This is a genomic window from Microbacterium pumilum, from assembly GCF_039530225.1.
GTDB classification, from domain to species: Bacteria; Actinomycetota; Actinomycetes; order Actinomycetales; family Microbacteriaceae; genus Microbacterium; species Microbacterium pumilum.
This window is the reverse complement of sequence record NZ_BAAAOH010000001.1, coordinates 1,521,097-1,539,656: the sequence shown is the minus strand read 5'-3', so window position 1 is coordinate 1,539,656 and position 18,560 is coordinate 1,521,097. Positions and strand designations below refer to the sequence as shown.

The following is an 18,560-nucleotide window of genomic DNA, read 5'->3' as shown; positions in this document are numbered from 1 at the left end:
TGGTTCTGAGCCGACACGGTCGGCCGGACATCTTTGTCATTGTTTCTACACTCTAATGTCTGAATTAGACAGAAGCAAGTTCGGATGCGATGTGTCGCGCCCCCTGGACCGCGAGCGCGACGCTCGTGAGGGTCGGATTGCAGGCCGTGGCGGTCGGGATCACGCCGTTGCCGGCGACGAAAAGTCCGGGCACTCCCCACACCTCGCTGTCGGGCCCGCAGACGCTCTCGCCGTCCTCGGTCTCACCCATCCGCGTGCTGCCCTGATAGTGCAGCGAGGCGCCCAGCGGCATCATGAACGGACGGTCGTCCAGCGGCTCGCCGATCGCCTTGCCCAGTCGGATGATCTCGGCCTTGGCGCGATCGATCACCTCGTGGTCGCGCGGCGTGAGCGTGTAGTGCACCGTCATCGCGGGCATGCCGTACGCGTCGAGCGTGTCCGGGGAGAACTCCACCCGGTCCGAGGCCTGCAGGTCCTTCGCGCAGAACAGGCCGAGCCCCACGATGGATCCGGGTGCGGCAGGATCGTCGTCTGCGAGCTTGACCGGCGATGCGTCGAGCTGCATCACCTGACCGTGGAAGGGCATATCGTCCGTGAAGGGCACCCATGTGACTCCGCTGTACTCGCTCAGCCCGGCCGATCCCGCCCCTTCCTCCTCGAGGGCGGGGACGAAATCGCGGATGCGCACGGCGAACACGATCTGGGCCTGGTCGTTCAAATAGCGACCGAGCGCGTCGGGGCGGACGCCCGAAGCCCACAGCAGCTGCGGAGTGCGCAGCGCGTCCGCAGCGACGACCACGAACCGTGCGCGCACGTCGTGGCTCTCGCCGCTGCGCACGTCGGTGACAGAGACTCCGACCGCGCGACCGCCCTCGACGAGCACACGCGTCACGAGCGATTCGTCGTACAGGTGGAAGTTCGGGTTCCCGCGTGTCACGTCGCCCATCACGACATCCGAACCCGACCACACGAGGCGTCCGTCGTCGCGCCGGTGCACGGCGAGCGGCATCCGCTGGACGCGCTCATGCGGGTCTCGTCCTTCGTCCTCGGCGTCAGCGAGGCGCTCGCGCACGAGAGCGGCGTGGGGGGACGTGTCGAAGGCGGCGCTTGTGACCCCGAGCAGGCGATCGCCCTCGTCGAGGAGCTCGTCGAAGATCCCGCGGTCATCGAGGAAGCCGATGCGCTCGCTGTCGTTGGGCCTCGGGCACGCACCCGTCCAGTGCGCGGCCATGCCCCCGACGTTGCTCGAGAACGCGGCGACGGGCAGACCGTCCTCGCCATCGACCTGATATCCGTCCTCGAGCAGGAACGTGCCGGGCCGCGCGCGGCGCTGCGTCGTCTTGACGATCCCGCCCACCCGGTCACCGCCTTCGCGTGCCATCGGTCCCTCCGAGCGCAGCTGTGCCTTCGCCCGCTCGTCCGGGTCGGTGATGTTCTTGACGTGGGCGCCAGGCGGATCGGACACCGTCGGGCCGACCTCGAACATCGCGATCGTCGCGGACGGCGCCTGCTCGCTCAGGATGCGGGCGTAGGCGGCGCCGGTCGGCCCGCTCCCGACGATCGCGACGTCGACGGCGGCGGGATAGTCCCACGCGCTCATGCGGACTCTGCCAGCCCTCGGATGTAGGCCACGGACTCTGCCGACGCGGTCTGCGGGTAGTACTCGAGCCCGATCGGGCCGTCGTATCCCGATGAGCGGAGGAGCGCGAGCGACGCGGGCCAGTCGATCTCACCGGTGCCGGGCTCACCGCGCCCGGGGGCGTCGGCGATCTGGACGTATCGGATGATGTCACCCGCGTTCGCGAGTTCCGCAGCCACATCCTCGCCTTCGACGGTGGAGTGGTACAGGTCGTACAGCACGCCGAAGAACGGCGAGTCGACGCCGCGCGCGACGTACACGCCCTCGCTCGTGCGATCCAGCAGTGACCCGGGGTGGTCGACGCGCACATTGACCGGCTCGAGTACGAGGGTGATACCGGAGCCCTCGATCTGCGCGATCGCCTTCTGGTAGATCTCGATGAGCTTGTCGAGCTGCACCTGGCGCTTCCAACCGCCGAATCCTGTGCCGCTGCCGACCACAATGCGGGGCGTGCCGAGGAAATGCGCGATCTCCACACCCTCGTCGAGCTTGCGGTAGAACTCCGAATGGTCCCACGGCGGGATCATGAACTGCGTCCGGGGCTCGGAGAGCTGGGCGGTGAGCTGCGAGCCGGTCTCTTCGAGTGCAGCCTTGAGCGCGGGCAGGTCCTTGGGCGTCGACGGCGCGTCGGCGCCGGTCGGCCCCCACATCTCGACGGCGGTGAATCCGGATGCCGCGGCCGCGCGCACGCGGTCGTGATAGTCGCCGGCCTCGGTGAAGAGCAATTCGATATTGGGTGCGAGCTGGTACACGTTGATCTCTTTCGGTCGCTGAGCCTGTCGAAGCCTCAGAACATCGGATGGTCGTGGGCGGCGTGCACGGGAACCTGCTGAAGCACGTCCCAGTGCTCGACGATCCGGCCGCTCTCGAATCGGTAGATGTCCGCGACCGCGGCGTCTGGTGCGCCGGGACGGGAGGCTTTGACGTGCACCATCGCGAGGTCGCCGTCGACGAGGATCCGCTGGATCTCGAAGCGGGCGTCGGGGGAGCCGTCGAACTTCGGCGTCAGCGCCTGGATCGCGGCATCCGGACCGTCGACGATGGTCGGATTGTGCTGTCGGTAGTCGTCCGCGACCAGGCCGGCGAAGGCATCCGCCACTCGCTTCTGGGTATAGAAGAGATCCACGAACCGCTCGAACGCGGCCCGGTTGTCGGTGCTCATGGTCGGCTCAGCCCTTGAGCCCACCGGCGAAGCCCTGGATGAACTTCTTCTGCGCGAACATGTAGAACAGCAGGATCGGGATCATCGAGATGATGACGACCGCGAAGATCTTGTTCCAGGCCGACACCAGTCCGCCCACGTAGGTGTACATCGCGACAGGCAGCGTCTGGGTCGTCGATCCGCCGAGGAAGATCAGCGAGTTGAAGAAGTCGTTCCACACGATGAGTCCCGCGAGGATGGCGACCGTGCCTGTGGCAGGGGCCATCAGCGGCAGCACGACACGGAAGAACGTCTGCGTCGGCGTCGCCCCGTCGATGACGGCTGCCTCTTCGTACTCCGTCGTGAGGCCTCGGAAGAAGCTCGCGTACAGGAACACAGACAGCGGCAGCAGGATGCCGATCCACAGCAGGATCATGCCGACTGCGTTTCCCGTCAGGCCGACCGTCCGCGCACCGATGTAAAGAGGCACGGTGCCGAGCTGCGCGGGAAGGATGATCGCGATCAGCACCAGATAGAACGTCAGATTCGTCCACGCCCGGGTGCGCCGTGTGATCACGTACGCCGCGATCGACCCGAGCAGTACGAGCCCGGCGATCGCGCCCGCCGTGATCATGAGGCTGTTCAGGATGCTGAGCGGGATGTTGTTGCGTCCGCCGGCGGTGAGCACCTCGATGAATGCGCCGAAGTTCAGCGATGAGGGCGGCGTGACGGCGCTGGTCGTGAGTGCTTCCTGGTCGCCCTTGAGCGCCGTCGCAACGAGGAAGTAGAGCGGCAGCAACCAGATGACCGTGATGATCCAGATGCCGATTTCGCGAACGGCGGTGAGCTTCGTATAGCGGAACATGTCAGGCCCTTCCGACGGCGTCGCGATCGCGGGTGGCGTACTGCTGGAGGATGGCGAACACGAGAATGATGAGCGTCAGCACCAGGGCGAGCGACGATCCGAAGCCGAACTGCCCGAGTGAGAATGCCTGCTTGTAGACCTGTGTCGCGAGAGTCTCGGTCGCGCCCGCTGGACCGCCGGCAGTCAGTGCGAAGATCTGGTCGAAGATGCGGAGGCCCTGGATGATTCCGAGTGTCGTCGCAATGGCGATGGAGGGGCGGATGGCGGGCACCGTGACGTGCACGAAGCGCTGCCAGATTCCGGCGCCGTCGAGAGCGGCTGCCTCTTCGATCTCGACGGGCACAGATGCCAGGCCCGCGAGATAGATCACCATCACGAAACCGGTCTGCTGCCAGACCACCGTGATGAGGATCGCCCAGATCGACCACGTCGGATCGGCGAGCCAGACCTTCTGCAGGCCCTCGAGGCCCACGGCCGAGAGGAGACCGTTGAGCGGGCCGTTGAACTGGAAGATGAACTTCCAGATGTAGGCGACAGCCAGTGGGCTCAAGACGACCGGAAGGAAGAGGAGCGTCCGCAGGATGTAGCGCGACTTGAGCGTGCGGTTGATCGCCAGCGCGAACATGAGACCGAACACATTCGTCAGGATGACGGATCCGAACGCGAGGAACAGTGTGTTCCAGACTGACCCCAGGAGTGTCGGGTCATTGAAGATCCGGACGAAGTTGTCGAGGCCGACGAACTCCCAGTCGCCCAGGCCGGTCCAGTTCGTGAAGGCGAAGAACCCGCCCGTCAGGGTCGCGGCATAGTGCACGCCGATCACGAGCACGATGGCGGGAAGCGCCCACCACCAATGGCCGTAGCTGATCAGCGGCTTGCGCTTTGAATCGCGGGGCCGCGGAGTGCGGCGTGCTGAAGGGGGCACCGTGAGGGTGCGAGTTGCATCCCGCTCGATCGTCACTGTCATCTGCTCCCTGACCTCGTTGTCACCCGCCCCCTCATCGGGGGCGCCTGGAGCCACTATCACACACTTGTGTCGGAAGCACACATTAGTATCAGCGATATCCGCTATAAGTAGTGAGAGGCGTCCCGCGCCGTGTCCAAAGCGCGAGTATGAGGACCGTGACCGAGTCATCGCCGTCCGCCACGTGGGAGGACCTCCACCGAGTCTTCGTCGACCCACCAGACGATGCGCGACCTCGCGCCTGGTGGCATTGGATGGACGGCAATGTTGATCCCGCCGGCATCAGACGAGATCTCACGTGGCTTCACGGAGTCGGCGTGCGGGGAGTTCAGCTGTTCGACGGTGGCATGGGCGTTCCCCTCGTCGTCCCCGAGCCCGTCCGGCCGGGATCGCCCGCGTGGCAGGAGGCGGTGAGCACCGCGGTGAGCACCGCCGCCGACCTCGGTCTGGAACTCGCCGTCGCCACGTCGTCGGGATGGAGCGCGGCAGGCGGCCCCTGGGTCGAGCCGGCGGACGCGATGAAGAAGCTCGTTTGGTCCGAGACAATCGTGCCGGGCGGCGATCTGTGCGAGGTCGAGCTCACGCCGCTCCCCGAAGTCGCGGGACCGTTCCAGGACTCCCGCCGATGGGGGTCTGCCGACGGCTCCAGCTGGTCGACGGACTGGCGGGTCGTCGCAGTACCGTACATCGCGGCGCACGACCCCTTGATCCCCGCCGCCGTGGAAGGCTCCGCACCCGTCCGGGACTGGACGGCTCTCGTCGACGACGGCTTCCAGGCATCCATCGCACTCCCTCGCGACCCCGACGACTTCTCATCCGCCTCGCTCACTGAGGAGTTCGCCTCGCCGGTCACGGTGCGTTCCGTCACTCTCGGCCTTCCCGGGCCGCGCGGGTTCGGCGCTGCTCCCGCGCCGCACGCGGTGCTCCAGGCGAGCGAGGACGGCACGCTCTACCGCGATGTCGCGCAGCTACCGCCGACTTCGGTGCCGGTGCGCAGCGCCACCTTCCCCGCTGTGACCGCGAGGTGGTTCCGGCTGGTGCTCTCCGGCGCCGCCGCCGCCGACGCGCTGCCACCCGTCGCCGAGGGCGTGCGGCTGCCGCCGGTCCTGCGCCGCTCGGACACTTTCCTCGTATCGGAGTTCGCACTGCGCTCGGCGGCACGCGTCCACCGGTCCGAGGTGAAATCGGGCTTCGGAGTGATCCCTGACTACTACGCAGCCGACACGATGGAGACGACCCACAACGGGGTCATTCCCCAGACCGACGTGCACGACCTCACTCGTCGGGTGCAGGACGGCCGGCTCGACTGGGATGCCCCGCCCGGCCGCTGGCGGATCCTCCGGTTCGGCGCGTCGCTGACCGGTCAGACGAACGGGCCCGCGCTGCCCGACTCGACCGGGCTCGAGGTCGACAAGCTCGACGGCCGGCGGGTCGCCGCCTATCTGCAACGCCACCTCGCGGAGTTCGGCGTGGAGTCGGGCTTCGGAGCCCTGCTGAGCGACAGCATCGAATCCGGTGCGCAGAACTGGACGGATGCCATCGCCGAACGGTTCCGGGAACTGCGGGGCTACGACCCGACGCCGTGGCTTCCCGCACTGGCAGGCTTCGTGATCGAGGATGCGGCGGCATCCGATCGCTTCCTGTACGACTACCGGCGCACGATCACGGAGCTGTTCGCGCGGGAGTATTACGGCACCCTCGCGGGCGAGGCTCACCGACGTGGCATGGTCTATTACGCCGAGGCGCTCGAAGACGGCCGCCCGCAGCTCGGTGACGACCTCGGGATGCGCGCTCATGCCGACGTGCCGATGGGTGCGATGTGGACGTTCGATTCCGCGTCCGGCCCACGACCGACGTATGTCGCCGATCTCAAAGGCGCGTCATCCGTCGCCCACGTGCACGGCAGAGCATGGACGGGTGCCGAGGCCTTCACGAGCTTCGACCGCCCGTGGGCCTCGTCCCCGCGGAGCCTGAAGCACGTAGCCGACCTGCAGCTCGCCCTTGGGGTTACGCGCTTCTGCATCCACACCTCACCGCATCAGCCGCTCGCGGCGCCCCCGCCGGGGGTGGCCCTGGCCCCTTTCCTCGGTCAGGCCTTCACCATCAACGAGACATGGGCGGAGATGGCGCACCCGTGGATCGACTATCTCGCGCGATGCTCGGCGATGCTCTCGGCGGGCGAGCCGGCTGTGGACGTCGCGGTGTTCGTCGGCGAAGAGGCGCCGGTCACGGGCCTGTTCGACGAGCGGTTCGACACGTGCGTGCCGATGGGGTTCGACTTCGACTACGTCGGAGCCGATGGGCTGTCGCTGCTGACCGTCGAGGACGGCGAGCTGCGCTCCCTCGGCGCTCGATACCGTCTGCTGTATCTCGGCGGCTCGAGCCGACGGACAACGGTGGCCGCCCTGCGACGAATCGAGAAGCTGCTCGATGACGGCGCGACCGTCGTGGGGCTGCGTCCGGAATGCTCTCCATCGCTGGCGGACGACAACGGTGATTTCGCTGCCGTGTGCGACCGGATCTGGGCGCGCCCGCGCGCCTTCGGGCGAATCGTGCCCACGTCTGACCTCGACGTGGCCCTGCGAGAGCTCGGAGTGCGGTCGGCGTTCGAGATCTCCGGGGCGGAGCTCTGGTCGATTGCGAGGCTCGTGGACGGACGGCGCGTCACGTTCCTGGCGAATCCCGCCGGCGAGGATGTGAGCGCACAAGTCACGGTCCCGCCGGAGGTCGGACCGCTGACCGGGTGGGATCCCGTCGAGCTGCGAACGACGGCGCTGACCGAGATCCCGGCGACGGCCGGAGGAATCTCGTTCGAGATCCACCTGCCGGCGTTCGGTTCGTTGTTCGTCCTGCCGGACGCGTCGAAGCACGCTGAGGATGCCGCGTCCCTTCGCTCCGTCGCGGTCGAGGTCGCGGGAGGGTGGTCGCTCGCGATGCCCGGCCGCGGCGAGATCGAACTGCCCGGCGGGCCGATGCACTGGACCGAGCTCGACACGGAGGCTCGCGGGTTCTCGGGGACGGCGGTCTATCGCGCCGAGTTCGTCCTCGAATCCGTCGACGACGGCGACCGGTTCACCCTGTCGCTCGGCAGCGTGCGAGACATCGCCCGGGTACTCGTCAACGGCATCGACTGCGGCGTCGCATGGACGCCGCCGTTCCGATGCGACGTGACGGCAGCGGCGCGAGGCGGGATCAACGCCCTGGAGGTCCATGTGGCGACGCCGTGGCGGAACCGGCTCATCGCCGAGGCGAAGACTGCTTCCGGTGCGATCTTCGCCCCGATGACGCAGGTCTTCGAACCGGATGCCGAACCGCTGGTCGCCGGTCTTGGCGGGCCGGTGCTCGTGCTCGTGACCTCAGGGTCCTGACGTACCGCCGGCAGGAATCAGCGGGGCTATTGCACCACATAAACAATACTAATGTCGGAAACCGGCAGATGTGTGCCAGGCTGATCGTGCGGCCAGCGGCCGAGCCAGCTTCCCGAAATGCTGGCGACAACGAAGTCACGAAAGGGTCGAAATGCCACAGCACACAGCCTCGCGGCGTCTCCGGTGGTCGCTTCTCGCGGCACCGGTCGCCGGAGCACTCATCCTCGCCGGTTGTTCCGGCTCCCCGGACGGCGGCAGCACCGGCACGCCCGGCGCCGACGTCGGTTTCAGCATCATGGTCGCCCAGGCGAACGACGCCGACGACTTCTACGCGCAGACCGCGGAGAAGTACACCGAAGAGACCGGCGTCGCGATCGAGGTCATCCCCTATCCTTCCGACGCGTACAACACGCAGGTCACGACGCAGCTGCAGGCCGGCAACGCCGCGGACGTCATGATCCTCAACCCCGGAACGGGTCAGGCGATCTCGGTCGTCACCCTCGCGGACGCGGGCTTCCTGGCCCCCCTCGCCGGCAACACCGCAACCCTCATCCCGGAGGGCACCGAAGGGCTGTACGGCTCGGACGGAAAGATCTACGGCCAGCCCACCGCGCTGGCTCCGGTCGGGATGATCTGGAACGGCGGCGGCGCCACGGACGTGGGCATCGACGAATACCCCTCGACCTACGAGGATCTGCTCGCCGACTGCACGACAGCTCGCGACGGTGGCAAGACGTTCACCGTGCTCGCCGGCTCGATGCCGCCGAACACGGGGCTGTTCACCCAGCTCATCTCCGCGACGCGCGTGTACCAGGAGACTCCTGACTGGAACGAGCAGCGTGCCGCGGGGGATGTCACCTTCTCCGACAGCGAAGGCTGGAAGGAGACGCTCCAGACCGTCATCGACATGAAGGACGGCGGGTGCTTCCAGGACGGCGTCGAAGGCGGCACGTTCGACAGCATCACCGCCGGCATCGGCGGCGGCACGTCGCTGAGCGCAGCCACCCCCGGCTCGGCGGCCGCCTCCATCGGCACCGCGACCGGCCTCGACATCACCGTGCAGGCTTTCCCGCCGGCAGACGGCGGAGAGCCGTTCACGCTCGCCTCGGCGAACTACGCGTGGTCCGTCAACGCCAAGGCCGACGACGCGAAGCAGAAGTCGATCCAGAACTTCCTCGACTGGGTGGGCTCTCCCGAGGAGTCGAAGGCGTTCGCCGACCTGTCGGGTCTGGTCCCGATCACCGGTGTGACCGCAGGGGACCTGCTGCCCAGCTACGAGCCGATCGGCGACCTCCTCGAGTCCGGCGCCTATACGCCGCTTCCGCTGGAGACCTGGCCCAACCCGGCCGTGTACGACGCCCTCGGCGCGGGCGTCCAGGGCCTGCTGACCGGCCAGAAGACCGTCGACCAGGTGCTTGCCGACATGGACGCGGCCTGGGACAGCTGATCCCCTGCTCTGATCCATCGGATGCCGCTCGAGCCACGTGCTCGGGCGGCATCCGCCATTCTCGGCGAAAGGCACGAACGTGACCAGAAGTCCGCGTCTGCAACGACTGCTCGACGAACTCACGTGGGAGGAGAAGCTCGGCCAGCTGCAGATCGTCTTCCGTCCGCGACTCGAAGACGCCGCGCAGCTCATCCGTGACGGCATCGGCTCGGTGTTCTGGCCGCGATCGGCCACAGCCGTCAACGCGCTGCAGCAGGTCGCCGTCGAAGAGACGCGGCTCGGCATCCCGGTACTCGTGGGACTCGACGTCATCCACGGCCAGCGCACCATCGCACCGGTGCCGCTCGCCCAGGCGGCGAGCTTCGATCCCCTGCTCGTCGAGCAGCTCGCCCACCTCGCTGCCGCGGAGGCCCGGTCGGGTGGCGTCACCTGGACCTTCTCGCCGATGGTCGATGTGTCCCGTGACCCTCGGTGGGGGCGGGTCGTCGAAGGCTTCGGCGAGGACGTTCATCTCGCCGCGACGATGGGCCGTGCGATGGTCCGGGGCTACCAGGGCTCGGATCTCTCCTCCCCCGACTCGATCGCGGCGACGGCGAAGCACTACGTCGCCTACGGACAGCCCGAGGGCGGTCGCGACTACAACGCGGTGGATGTCTCGGAGCACCGACTTCGCAACGTCTACCTCGAGCCCTTCCGCGCGGTCGTGGACGAAGGCGCCGCCTCGGTGATGGCCTCGTTCAACACGGTCGCCGGTCGTCCGATGCACGCGCATCACGGCCTGCTCACCGGAGTCCTCAAGGACGAGTGGGGGTTCGGCGGCGTGGTGGTCGGCGACGCCGACGGCGTGCGAAATCTCGTTCCGCACGGGATCGCGGAAGACGTGGCGGATGCCGTGCGCCAAGCGTTCGCGTCGGGGCTGGATGTCGAGATGGGCGGTGCGCCGAGCGACGTCGAGCCCGCGGTCCTCGCGGCGCTCGACCCGGCCCGGATCGACGATGCCGTCGCTCGCGTGCTCGGGCTGAAGGAAGCGCTCGGGCTCTTCGACCGGCCCTATGTCGACGAGGCGGCCGAGATCACGGCGCCCGCCGATGCGTCGCGCGCTGCCGTCCGACGCGCCGCCGCCCGGTCGTGTGTGCTGCTCAAGAACGACGGCACGCTGCCGCTTCGCACGCCCCAGCGTGTGCTCCTGACGGGACCGTACGCCGAATCGGACGACCACCTCGGCGCCTGGACCCAGTCTTTCGCCGCACCGGCCCGGACCATCGCCGACGAGCTTCGCACCCGCTGGCGTGAGATCGATGTCCGTGTCGTGCCCGGCGTGGGCTTCCTCGACGACGACGGGTCCGGCATCGCCGGCGTCGTGGGTGCTGCGCAGGATGCCGAGCTCGTCCTCCTCTTCGTCGGAGAACCCAGCGCCTTGTCCGGCGAGGCGGCATCGCGCAGTGATCTGCGCCTGCCGGGCCGACAGGAAGAGCTGATTCGCGCTGTGGCCGCCACCGGAGTGCCGTTCGTGGTCGTGCTGGAAAACGGGCGCCCACTCGTTGTCTCAGACTGGATCGACCATGCCCCTGCCGTGCTCGAGGCGTGGCATGGCGGCACGGAGGCTGCCGCCGCGATCGTCGACGTGCTGCTCGGCGAGGAGGACCCCGCGGGACGCCTGCCGATGTCATTCCCTCGTTCCGTCGGCCAGATTCCCGTGCACTACGCGCACGAGAACACCGGCCGGCCGGCGACGACGGGCGGCGCGATGACCGCCGAGTTCGAGGACATCGGACTGCACGGCCCCGACAACGTCAAGGACAAGTACACGTCGAAGTACCTCGACCTCGACCTGGGGCCTCAGTTCGCCTTCGGTCACGGGTCGGGCTACGCATCCTTCGCACACGGACTGCCCCGCATTTCGCACGCCGAGCGTGCCGGGAGAGACATCGACGCCGGCTCGGGCGTCAGCATCGCCGTCGACGTGACGAACACGTCCGATCGCGCCGGCGATGAGGTCGTGCAGCTTTATGTGCACGACCTCATCGCCAGCATCGCGGCTCCCGTTCGACGGCTGATCGCTTTCGAGCGCCGAACGCTCGAGCCCGGCGAGACCGCCACCTTCGAGTTCGCCGTCGGGCATGGACAGCTGGGGTTCTGGACCACCGTCCCCACGGCCCCGCCGACGGGTGCGACGTTGCTCGTCGAGCCCGGCGTGTTCCGCTTCCACATCGGCGGGTCACTCGATCGCACGCAGCCGGTGGAATTGCGCGTGACCTGAAACGACGCGGCGCGAGCTCGTCAGACCATCGCAGGCACCGGGCGGTCCGGATAGAGCTCACGCATCGCGTTGTCATACCTTCGCTTCATCAGCAGGAGGTACAGCAGCCGAACGGGTGCGGGAACGTTGGCGCGATACCACTCCTCCCGCTCGGACTCCGGAACGCTGGCGAGAAGCAGGCCGAGCTGCAGCGACAGCACATCCCTCGGGAATTCCTTTCGGTGGGCGGTCAGCGTGGCGCGAGTGTGCACCTCCAGCTCATCCCACTCGGGCTGTGACAGCACCGCTGCCGCGACCGGAAGGATGTCGTCCTCCTCTTGGCCGAGGTGCGCGAAGAGGATGTCGCGAAGGACTTCGATGTCGCCGGCGAACGCATCGCGAAGCCCCGCATCGGCCGTTGCGACCCACGGGGCGAGCTGCGGCTCGATACCGGCAAGCTGCGACCCGACCTCGGCATGCTGCATACGCATCTGATCGACATGCGCGACACAGGCGGGATCACGGGTGGTCAATCGGTCCCAGAGGAGCATGTCCTCGGTCTCGTGATGCAGGTGCAGGGCGTAGAAGTAGAGCTTGGCGTAGACCCCGATGATCGCGGCCCGGTCGACGTCGTCGGCCTCGACCTCTCGGATGAGAACCGGGAGCTCGGTGTACAGCCAGCGGAAGATGCGGTGGACGAGGATCAGGCCGGAGGGATCGCAGCCGGGGTTCTGTCCATCAGGAAGTGACCCGGACGACGGCAGCTTGGTGGCCATTTCGAATCCCCCGATCTCGCCACGGGTCCTCGACGCATGACGCCGCGCGCGGCGAACAGCCGCATGCTACACCTGTCGCGCAACGGCCACATCACCCGAACGGCCAGCACCACCCCGGCGGCGAGCGAAGCCCCCTTGCCCGCCACGCAACCGGCGCCCTACGCTCTCGACCGTGGAGATAGACGCTCCTGGGGGGCGAGATTTCGATCGACGCTCGACGGCCGTCGGCGCGCGCGTGAGCGTGACGGATACCCGCTGGGAGCGCCACATCGTCGTGGACGCAACCGTCAGCCACCGGATCGAGAGAGTGTTCCCCTACCTGGCGAACCCGACGCAATGGCGTGACTTCGCGCCCGCCGCCGAATTCCGAAAGCAGATCGACCCCGGTCCGCCCTGCGTCGGTACGAGATGGATGGCGACCGACCGCATCGGACCGTTCCGAATCCACTTCATCGATCGGCTGGAAGTCCTCGACGAGAACCGACGTGTGGTCTGGCTCTCTTCGGCGCCGTGGAACGCACGCGTCGAATACGCCTGCGCCGAGTCCGGCACGGGGACCCGTATTCGCGCGGACTACGCGGGGGACCTCAGCGACTCGTTGCGCTGGCAGGTCGGGTGGCTCCCGGTATGGGCGTGGCACCGCATCCTCGCGCAGGACTTCCGGCGACTGGATCGGCTGCTGACGCTCGAAGCTCGCGCAGCGGGGCGTTGGCAGGTGCAGCACCCGCAGGCTGTTGGTACCGCCGCGGAATCATGACCGACACTGCACCGGTCACCGGCTGCTCCCGCTCTGTCAGACTCGTGCAAGCTGAATGCGTGCGGCACCGATGCGATCGGTCGGCAGCACGCGGAGTCGCTCGTCTCCATTGAGCACCCGGCCCGGCACGATGCGGCCGTCCTCGACGAGCAGCTCCTCGACGGAGTCGATCTCGATGCGCGCATCCGCGGCGAAGAAGTCCAGCGTGAGCTCGCGACCGATGACGACGAAGTTGTCCTCGCCCGCCCCGACGATCAGCCCGAACGGACGCTTGTCTCCGGAGTGCGGGATCGGCGCGCCAGGGAGGGATTCATCGGGCACATGCAGGTCCGGATCCGGAACGTGCACGCCGGCATCCAGCAGCATCCGCTGGAGGAGAGCGAGAGTCGCGCGCGCGGAGATGTCGATTCCGGCAATGTTCACATTCGTCACCTCCACCCCGGGCTCGATCACCACTGCTCCGACACGCCCGCTGACCTGGGCTGCGGCGATCTCACGCTCGAGCGCAACCAGGAACGAGAGGGTGGCCGCCACCTGTCCGTCCGGGTTGCCGCCATCCAAGCCGAATGCCGACCATCCGATCGCCCGGTAGACGCCGACGGCCCGCACGAGCTCCCCCGCGTTCATGCGGCACTCGGGCACGAAGAGCGGCTGGACGCCGCTCGCATAGTCACGCATCGCGCCGTCCGCATCATCGACGTAGATGTCGGGGCCCAAGAGCGCCAACGACGGCGCTGCAGCGCGCCAGACGTCGAGAACCCGGGATGCCGGCCCACCGCTGGGATATTGGCCCGGCTCATCCTGACCCGGCTGCGGACCGAGCCACGCGTTGGCGTACATCGGGATGTCTGCGATCGCGTGCCCTCGCCGGGCGAGGTGTTCGACGTAGCTCGCGAAGCCCCACGCCATGAAGACCTCGTCGGCGGCGGAGCTCTCTCCGAAGACTTCGGGCCATGACCCGGACGGCCTCGATCCGTTGGCCTCCCACAGGGCGCGCGCGAACGAGGTGTCGACAGCGGCGGCGCCGACATGCTCGAGCAGCTCCGGCGGAACCGGGTTGTACCACGCCGCCTCGGCAAGCGGACCGCGGTCCCGGCTGTCGGAAAGCAGGCCCGTCTCGTTCTCGACCTGGATCATGACGACCACACCGTCGGGATCAGCATCCACGATGTGGGCGACCAGCTTCTCGAACGCACGCGCGTCCGACTCGCGGAGTTCCGGACTGAAGACCGACAGCACCGGCTTCGCTGTGGCACCTTCATAGCTGAACGCATGACGGCCTTTGGGCTCGACCACGGCGCGCGGGAACCGCTCGCGATCGACGCGCACCCATCGGGGCGCATAGGTGGATGCTGCGTTCTTGAAGGCGCCGAACCAGAGGAGGACGAGCCGCAATCCGTGGTGGCGCGCCTCTTCGATCATCCGGTCCACGAGTGCGAAGTCGACGGTCCCCTCCTCCGCCTCCAACTGCGCCCAGCTCACCGGAGCGAGAACCACGTTGCCGTTCATACGCCGGATGTGGGCGAATGACTCCGCGATCGAGCGCGACGACGACGAGGAGGAGTTGAACACCTGCCCGCCCAGCAGCAGCGCCGGTCCCCCGTTCCGCCGCAGGGCGAATCCGCCCTCGGCGGTGATCGACCACGGGCGCGGGGCCGGTGTGCTCTGTGTGTTCATGATCGTGATCCTCTCGGGGGGAGCGCTTGGTAACGGAAATCGCGGAACAGAGCGCTGCCGGCGCCTGTCGCATACAGCGCCGGTCGCAGACTGAGCAGGTCACCCATCGTGTTGGCGTGGTAGCCGGATGTCTCGTACCGCACAGTGTGACGGATCCACTCGCCGCCGGGAACGCGGTACCAGGCCGTCACGATGTGCTCGTCGTTGCGGATGCGCAGCATGATCCGGTCGGTCACCGGCGCCGGTTCGCGCCAGTGGGTTCTCATGCCGCCCGAATAGCTCAGCATCCGCTCGCCGTCGATGCCCAAGCCGCAGAAGAGCCGATTGTTGAAGAAGAGCAGCAGGCCGGCTTCGCCTCCGTCCGGCTCGATGGCCACGTCGACTTCGACCTCATAGGAGTGGTCGCCGGCGAGCATCGCCAGCGGCGAGGTATCGGCCGGCGAGGTGCCCTTGCCGGCCATCTGCAGCCCGCCATCGAGACTCAGACGATCCGCCTCGCCGGGATCGGGCGCGTGGAAGGCCCACCGCTCGCCCGGGACCAGGGTCGAGAAGTCATCGTGGACATCGGGGGACGGATGCTGCACCATCGCGCCGACGGGAGCCTGGAGCACTCCGCCCGGATCGTCCACCGCCAGTTCGGGCCACCCGTCATCCGTCCACCGGAGCGGCTCCAGCAGGATCTGCCGGCCGAGGGTGCGGTAGCCGTTCTCATAGCCGTGCGAGATCATCCACCAGTCGTGCGTCTCCCCGGTCCCCGGCACAAGCGTCGCGTGACCCCGCGACCACCAGCGATCACCCGCATCCGTCGTCCGCGCGATCGGGTTGCGCGGGTGGTTCTCCCACGGGCCATGAACCGACCGCGAGCGCGCGACGATCACCATGTGCCCGGTCGGCGGACCCGCGGTTCCGCCGACGGCGCTCACAAGGTAGAACCAGTCGTCCTTGCGGAGGAGCTTCGGCCCTTCGAGGGCGTAGGCCTCAGTTACCCACTCGTCGGGGTAGCGCCAGCCGTCGTAGACGTGCTCGAGCTCCCCGACGGTCGAGAGTCCGTCGGCAGACAGGCGGATGCTGCGCACGCCGTTCACGAAGAGGTAGCGGCGGCCGTCCTCACCCACGACGTGCCCGGGGTCGATCGCTCCGCGGATGCCCAGATCGATCGGCGCCGACCATGGGCCGCTCATCGAGGGCGCGTGGATGACGAAGATCGAGGCATCCGTCAGGGTCGACCACGGCGTCGGGATGAACGGGATGTAGATGTAGAAGCGACCTTCGTGCTCGGCGATGTCGACAGCGAAAGTGCTGCCGATGGGTTCGGGCAAGGCGGCGCACTCGTACGTCCAGTTGATGAGGTCACTCGAGCGGTACAGCAGGAGTCCGGGGGCAGCCTCGAAGGACGAGTAGGTCAGCCAGTACTCGTCGCCGACCTTGATGATCGCCGGGTCCGGCCGATCGCCGGGGAGGATCGGGTTGACGAACGTCATGCCGGACGCGGTCACGGGAACACACCGACCCCCCGGCCGTTGCCGACCGGCATCGAACCCACCCGTTCGGCCGCCTGCGCCATCCACCTGGTCACGATGGAGGACCCGGCGAACCGTTCCGCAATGCGCAGGTATCCCGCCGGGCTGGGATGCAGCCCATCGGGAAGTTCGGCGATGTCGTCCGCGCCGAACAGATCCAGTCCGTCCAGGTAGAAGATCGCGGGATCATCCGCGGCCCGCGTGTGGACGACGTCCCGCAGAATCTCCCGCACGGAGCGCAGGGTGAGCGGCGGTTCGAAGAAGTCCGGCGTCGTGCTCTGTGTTCCTCGACGCTCCCCCGTGACCGGGTCGGTGATGGTGGGGCCCGGCGTGTCCTCGTGCATCGGGCAGAGGATCGGCGAGATCACCAGGATCGGCGTGGACGGCGCGCCGTCACGGAGGGTGTCGAGGAAGCCATGCACGGCCGGTATGAACGTGCGCTGCTTCATGGTGTCGCCACCGACGATGTTGATGCCGATCTTCAGGCTGAACAGGTCTGCACCCGAATCGCGCATCGTCCGTGCCGTGAATGGATCCAGATGGGCGTTCGCGGCGAAACCGAGATTCGTGACATCGAGACCCAGCTGGTCGGCCGCAGCGACCGGCCACACACCACGCGGTGTCGCCGCCTCGATGCAGTGACTGATCGAGCTGCCGTGATGCCACCAGCGCAGCTGGTCGAGGGGCTCGGCGGGCGTCACGGGCGCGTCGGCGCGCACATCGCGGATCTCGACGGTGTCGCTCTGCGGAAGCCACACCACAACCCGTCGTTCCTCGAATCCCGCGCCCCCGAGCTCGAACCGCACGACGGCGGGCTCGCCCTTGACGAAACGCGGTCCCCCGGGCTCAGCGAGATGCAGCTCCGATCCACCGGTCACGCGGGCATCGTCGACCGGCCCGCCGTCGACCGTCGCAGAGAACACCGCCCATCGCACCTGGTCGGGAACCCAGGGCAGATACAGACCGGTCGTCTCGACCGTGAGCTCGATCCACGTGGCCGCAGTCCAGAACTCGCAGCGCACACCGGACGCCTGCTCCGCGGCGATCCGCATCCAGTCGGAGCCGGACTGCGCCGTGGCGCGGGGCGGCAATCGCAACGGGGTCAGGCCCGTCGGGCTGACCTCGACATCGACCGCTCCGCGCAGACTCGCGCGGACGAGTTCAGCGGTGTACTGCTTCATGTCGCTCCTGATTCGCTCTCCGCCAGCGCCGGGAATCGCGCCCGACCGCCGATCCAGTCGGCGATCGCCTCGATCGTCGGCAGCGCTGTCGGATCGGCCGGCTCATTGATGTGCGCGTGATCGGCCCCGGGCTCGAAGTGCACAGCCACGTCCACGCCGGCGTCGGCGAGCAGGGCGGCGAATGCCTCGCCCGACGGTCGAAGTCCGTCGAGTTCGCACACGACCACGAGGGTCGGCGGGAAGCCCTCACCCGATCCGAGTCCGGGGAAGACGTGAGGATCGGCAAGCAACTCCGCCGATCCTGCGTAGTTGAGGGCGATCTGCGTCATCGGCGATGCCGGATCCGGAATCTCGCCCGGGTGCCCGCCGTCAGGGTGCGCGGCCGGGTAGACGCTGACAATTCCCGCCGGGACGTCTCGTCCGGCATCCCGCAGCCTGGCGATCGCGCCGGCCGTCAGCGTCCCCCCCGCACTCGCGCCGCCGAGCACGAGTCCGTCGGGCGTGACGCCGAGCAGCTCCTGCGCGTTCGATCGCGCATGATCCCAGGCGGCCAGCACGTCGTCGGATGGCACCGGGAAGTGCACGTCGCCGAGGCACTTCGTGTAGTCGACGGCGAAGACCGGGATGCCGCGCGCAGCGAGCTCGAGGGCCACCCAGTTCGACTCGGGCATGTCGAGGTAGCCGCCGATGAAGGCGCCACCGTGCACCCACACCAGCCCACGGCCGGATGCCGGAGCCGAGGCATCACGGTATAGCCGAGCAGGCTGTGGCCCGTGAGGACTGTCGACTTCAAGGTCGGTCGTGGTCACGCTCGCAAGCCGAGGGAACCGGCGACGCAGCGACGCGGTGTCGATGTCGGTGCGCGGATCCGCCGGTTCGCCGTTTTCTCGCAACCAACGCAGTGCATCGGGGAACGGCAGCGATCGGATGTCGAACTCGGTATCGGTCATGCGCTGATTCTCCTTTTTCGCGCCGCTGCCGGGCAT

14 protein-coding genes are annotated in these 18,560 nt (G+C 67.9%); 4 read left to right on the top strand and 10 right to left on the bottom strand.

What is annotated here, in order from left to right:
* Nucleotides 1–64: 64 nt before the first annotated feature.
* Genes ABD188_RS06785 through ABD188_RS06765 form a run of 5 tightly spaced genes read right to left on the bottom strand, consistent with a single transcriptional unit; the run spans nt 65 to nt 4,612 of the window.
* A complete protein-coding gene (locus ABD188_RS06785; RefSeq protein WP_344059793.1) occupies nt 65–1,600 on the bottom strand; it encodes a GMC oxidoreductase in 1,536 nt (511 codons plus the stop codon).
* Nucleotides 1,597–2,391, bottom strand: a complete 795-nt coding sequence (locus ABD188_RS06780) for a TIM barrel protein (protein ID WP_344059791.1) — start codon at nt 2,389–2,391, stop codon at nt 1,597–1,599. The genes ABD188_RS06785 and ABD188_RS06780 overlap by 4 nt, the downstream gene beginning before the upstream one ends.
* Before the next feature lie 35 nt (nt 2,392–2,426).
* The gene (locus ABD188_RS06775; RefSeq protein WP_344059789.1) at nt 2,427–2,801 is read right to left on the bottom strand and encodes a nuclear transport factor 2 family protein; all 375 of its coding nucleotides are present in this window, start codon (nt 2,799–2,801) and stop codon (nt 2,427–2,429) included.
* Nucleotides 2,802–2,808: 7 nt separating this feature from the next.
* On the bottom strand, nt 2,809–3,645 hold the full coding sequence (locus ABD188_RS06770; protein ID WP_344059787.1) for a carbohydrate ABC transporter permease: 837 nt from the start codon (nt 3,643–3,645) through the stop codon (nt 2,809–2,811).
* Between the two features lies 1 nt (nt 3,646).
* Nucleotides 3,647–4,612 (bottom strand): carbohydrate ABC transporter permease, encoded by a 966-nt coding sequence (locus tag ABD188_RS06765; RefSeq protein ID WP_344059785.1) that lies wholly within the window; start codon nt 4,610–4,612, stop codon nt 3,647–3,649.
* A gap of 155 nt (nt 4,613–4,767) precedes the next feature.
* Here ABD188_RS06765 and ABD188_RS06760 point away from each other — a divergent pair, with 155 nt between their 5' ends.
* From ABD188_RS06760 to ABD188_RS06750, 3 genes are all read left to right on the top strand, one after another.
* Nucleotides 4,768–7,977, top strand: a complete 3,210-nt coding sequence (locus tag ABD188_RS06760) for a glycosyl hydrolase (protein WP_344059783.1) — start codon at nt 4,768–4,770, stop codon at nt 7,975–7,977.
* A gap of 151 nt (nt 7,978–8,128) precedes the next feature.
* Nucleotides 8,129–9,424 carry an ABC transporter substrate-binding protein gene (locus tag ABD188_RS06755; RefSeq protein ID WP_344059781.1) on the top strand — a complete coding sequence of 432 codons (1,296 nt, stop codon included), beginning with the start codon at nt 8,129–8,131 and terminating at the stop codon, nt 9,422–9,424.
* A 79-nt stretch (nt 9,425–9,503) separates the two neighbouring features.
* Complete coding sequence (locus tag ABD188_RS06750; protein ID WP_344059779.1) at nt 9,504–11,684, top strand: glycoside hydrolase family 3 N-terminal domain-containing protein; 2,181 nt, start codon at nt 9,504–9,506, stop codon at nt 11,682–11,684.
* A gap of 20 nt (nt 11,685–11,704) precedes the next feature.
* On the opposite strand, the gene ABD188_RS06745 is transcribed toward ABD188_RS06750, so the two are convergent.
* Nucleotides 11,705–12,439, bottom strand: coding sequence for a hemerythrin domain-containing protein (locus ABD188_RS06745; RefSeq protein WP_344059777.1), 735 nt, complete (start codon nt 12,437–12,439; stop codon nt 11,705–11,707).
* A 235-nt stretch (nt 12,440–12,674) separates the two neighbouring features.
* Between ABD188_RS06745 and ABD188_RS06740 the strand changes: the two genes are divergently transcribed.
* On the top strand, nt 12,675–13,196 hold the full coding sequence (locus ABD188_RS06740) for an SRPBCC family protein (RefSeq protein ID WP_344059775.1): 522 nt from the start codon (nt 12,675–12,677) through the stop codon (nt 13,194–13,196).
* A 36-nt stretch (nt 13,197–13,232) separates the two neighbouring features.
* On the opposite strand, the gene ABD188_RS06735 is transcribed toward ABD188_RS06740, so the two are convergent.
* From ABD188_RS06735 to ABD188_RS06720, 4 genes are read right to left on the bottom strand one after another with little or no spacing between them, the layout of a single operon-like run.
* Nucleotides 13,233–14,873 carry a DUF5597 domain-containing protein gene (locus ABD188_RS06735; RefSeq protein ID WP_344059773.1) on the bottom strand — a complete coding sequence of 547 codons (1,641 nt, stop codon included), beginning with the start codon at nt 14,871–14,873 and terminating at the stop codon, nt 13,233–13,235.
* On the bottom strand, nt 14,870–16,369 hold the full coding sequence (locus ABD188_RS06730) for a family 43 glycosylhydrolase (RefSeq protein WP_344059771.1): 1,500 nt from the start codon (nt 16,367–16,369) through the stop codon (nt 14,870–14,872). The genes ABD188_RS06735 and ABD188_RS06730 overlap by 4 nt, the downstream gene beginning before the upstream one ends.
* Nucleotides 16,366–17,574, bottom strand: a complete 1,209-nt coding sequence (locus ABD188_RS06725) for a GDSL-type esterase/lipase family protein (protein WP_344059770.1) — start codon at nt 17,572–17,574, stop codon at nt 16,366–16,368. Before ABD188_RS06725 ends, ABD188_RS06730 begins: the two co-directional genes overlap by 4 nt.
* A complete protein-coding gene (locus tag ABD188_RS06720) occupies nt 17,571–18,524 on the bottom strand; it encodes an alpha/beta hydrolase (protein WP_344059769.1) in 954 nt (317 codons plus the stop codon). Before ABD188_RS06720 ends, ABD188_RS06725 begins: the two co-directional genes overlap by 4 nt.
* Nucleotides 18,525–18,560: the final 36 nt, after the last annotated feature.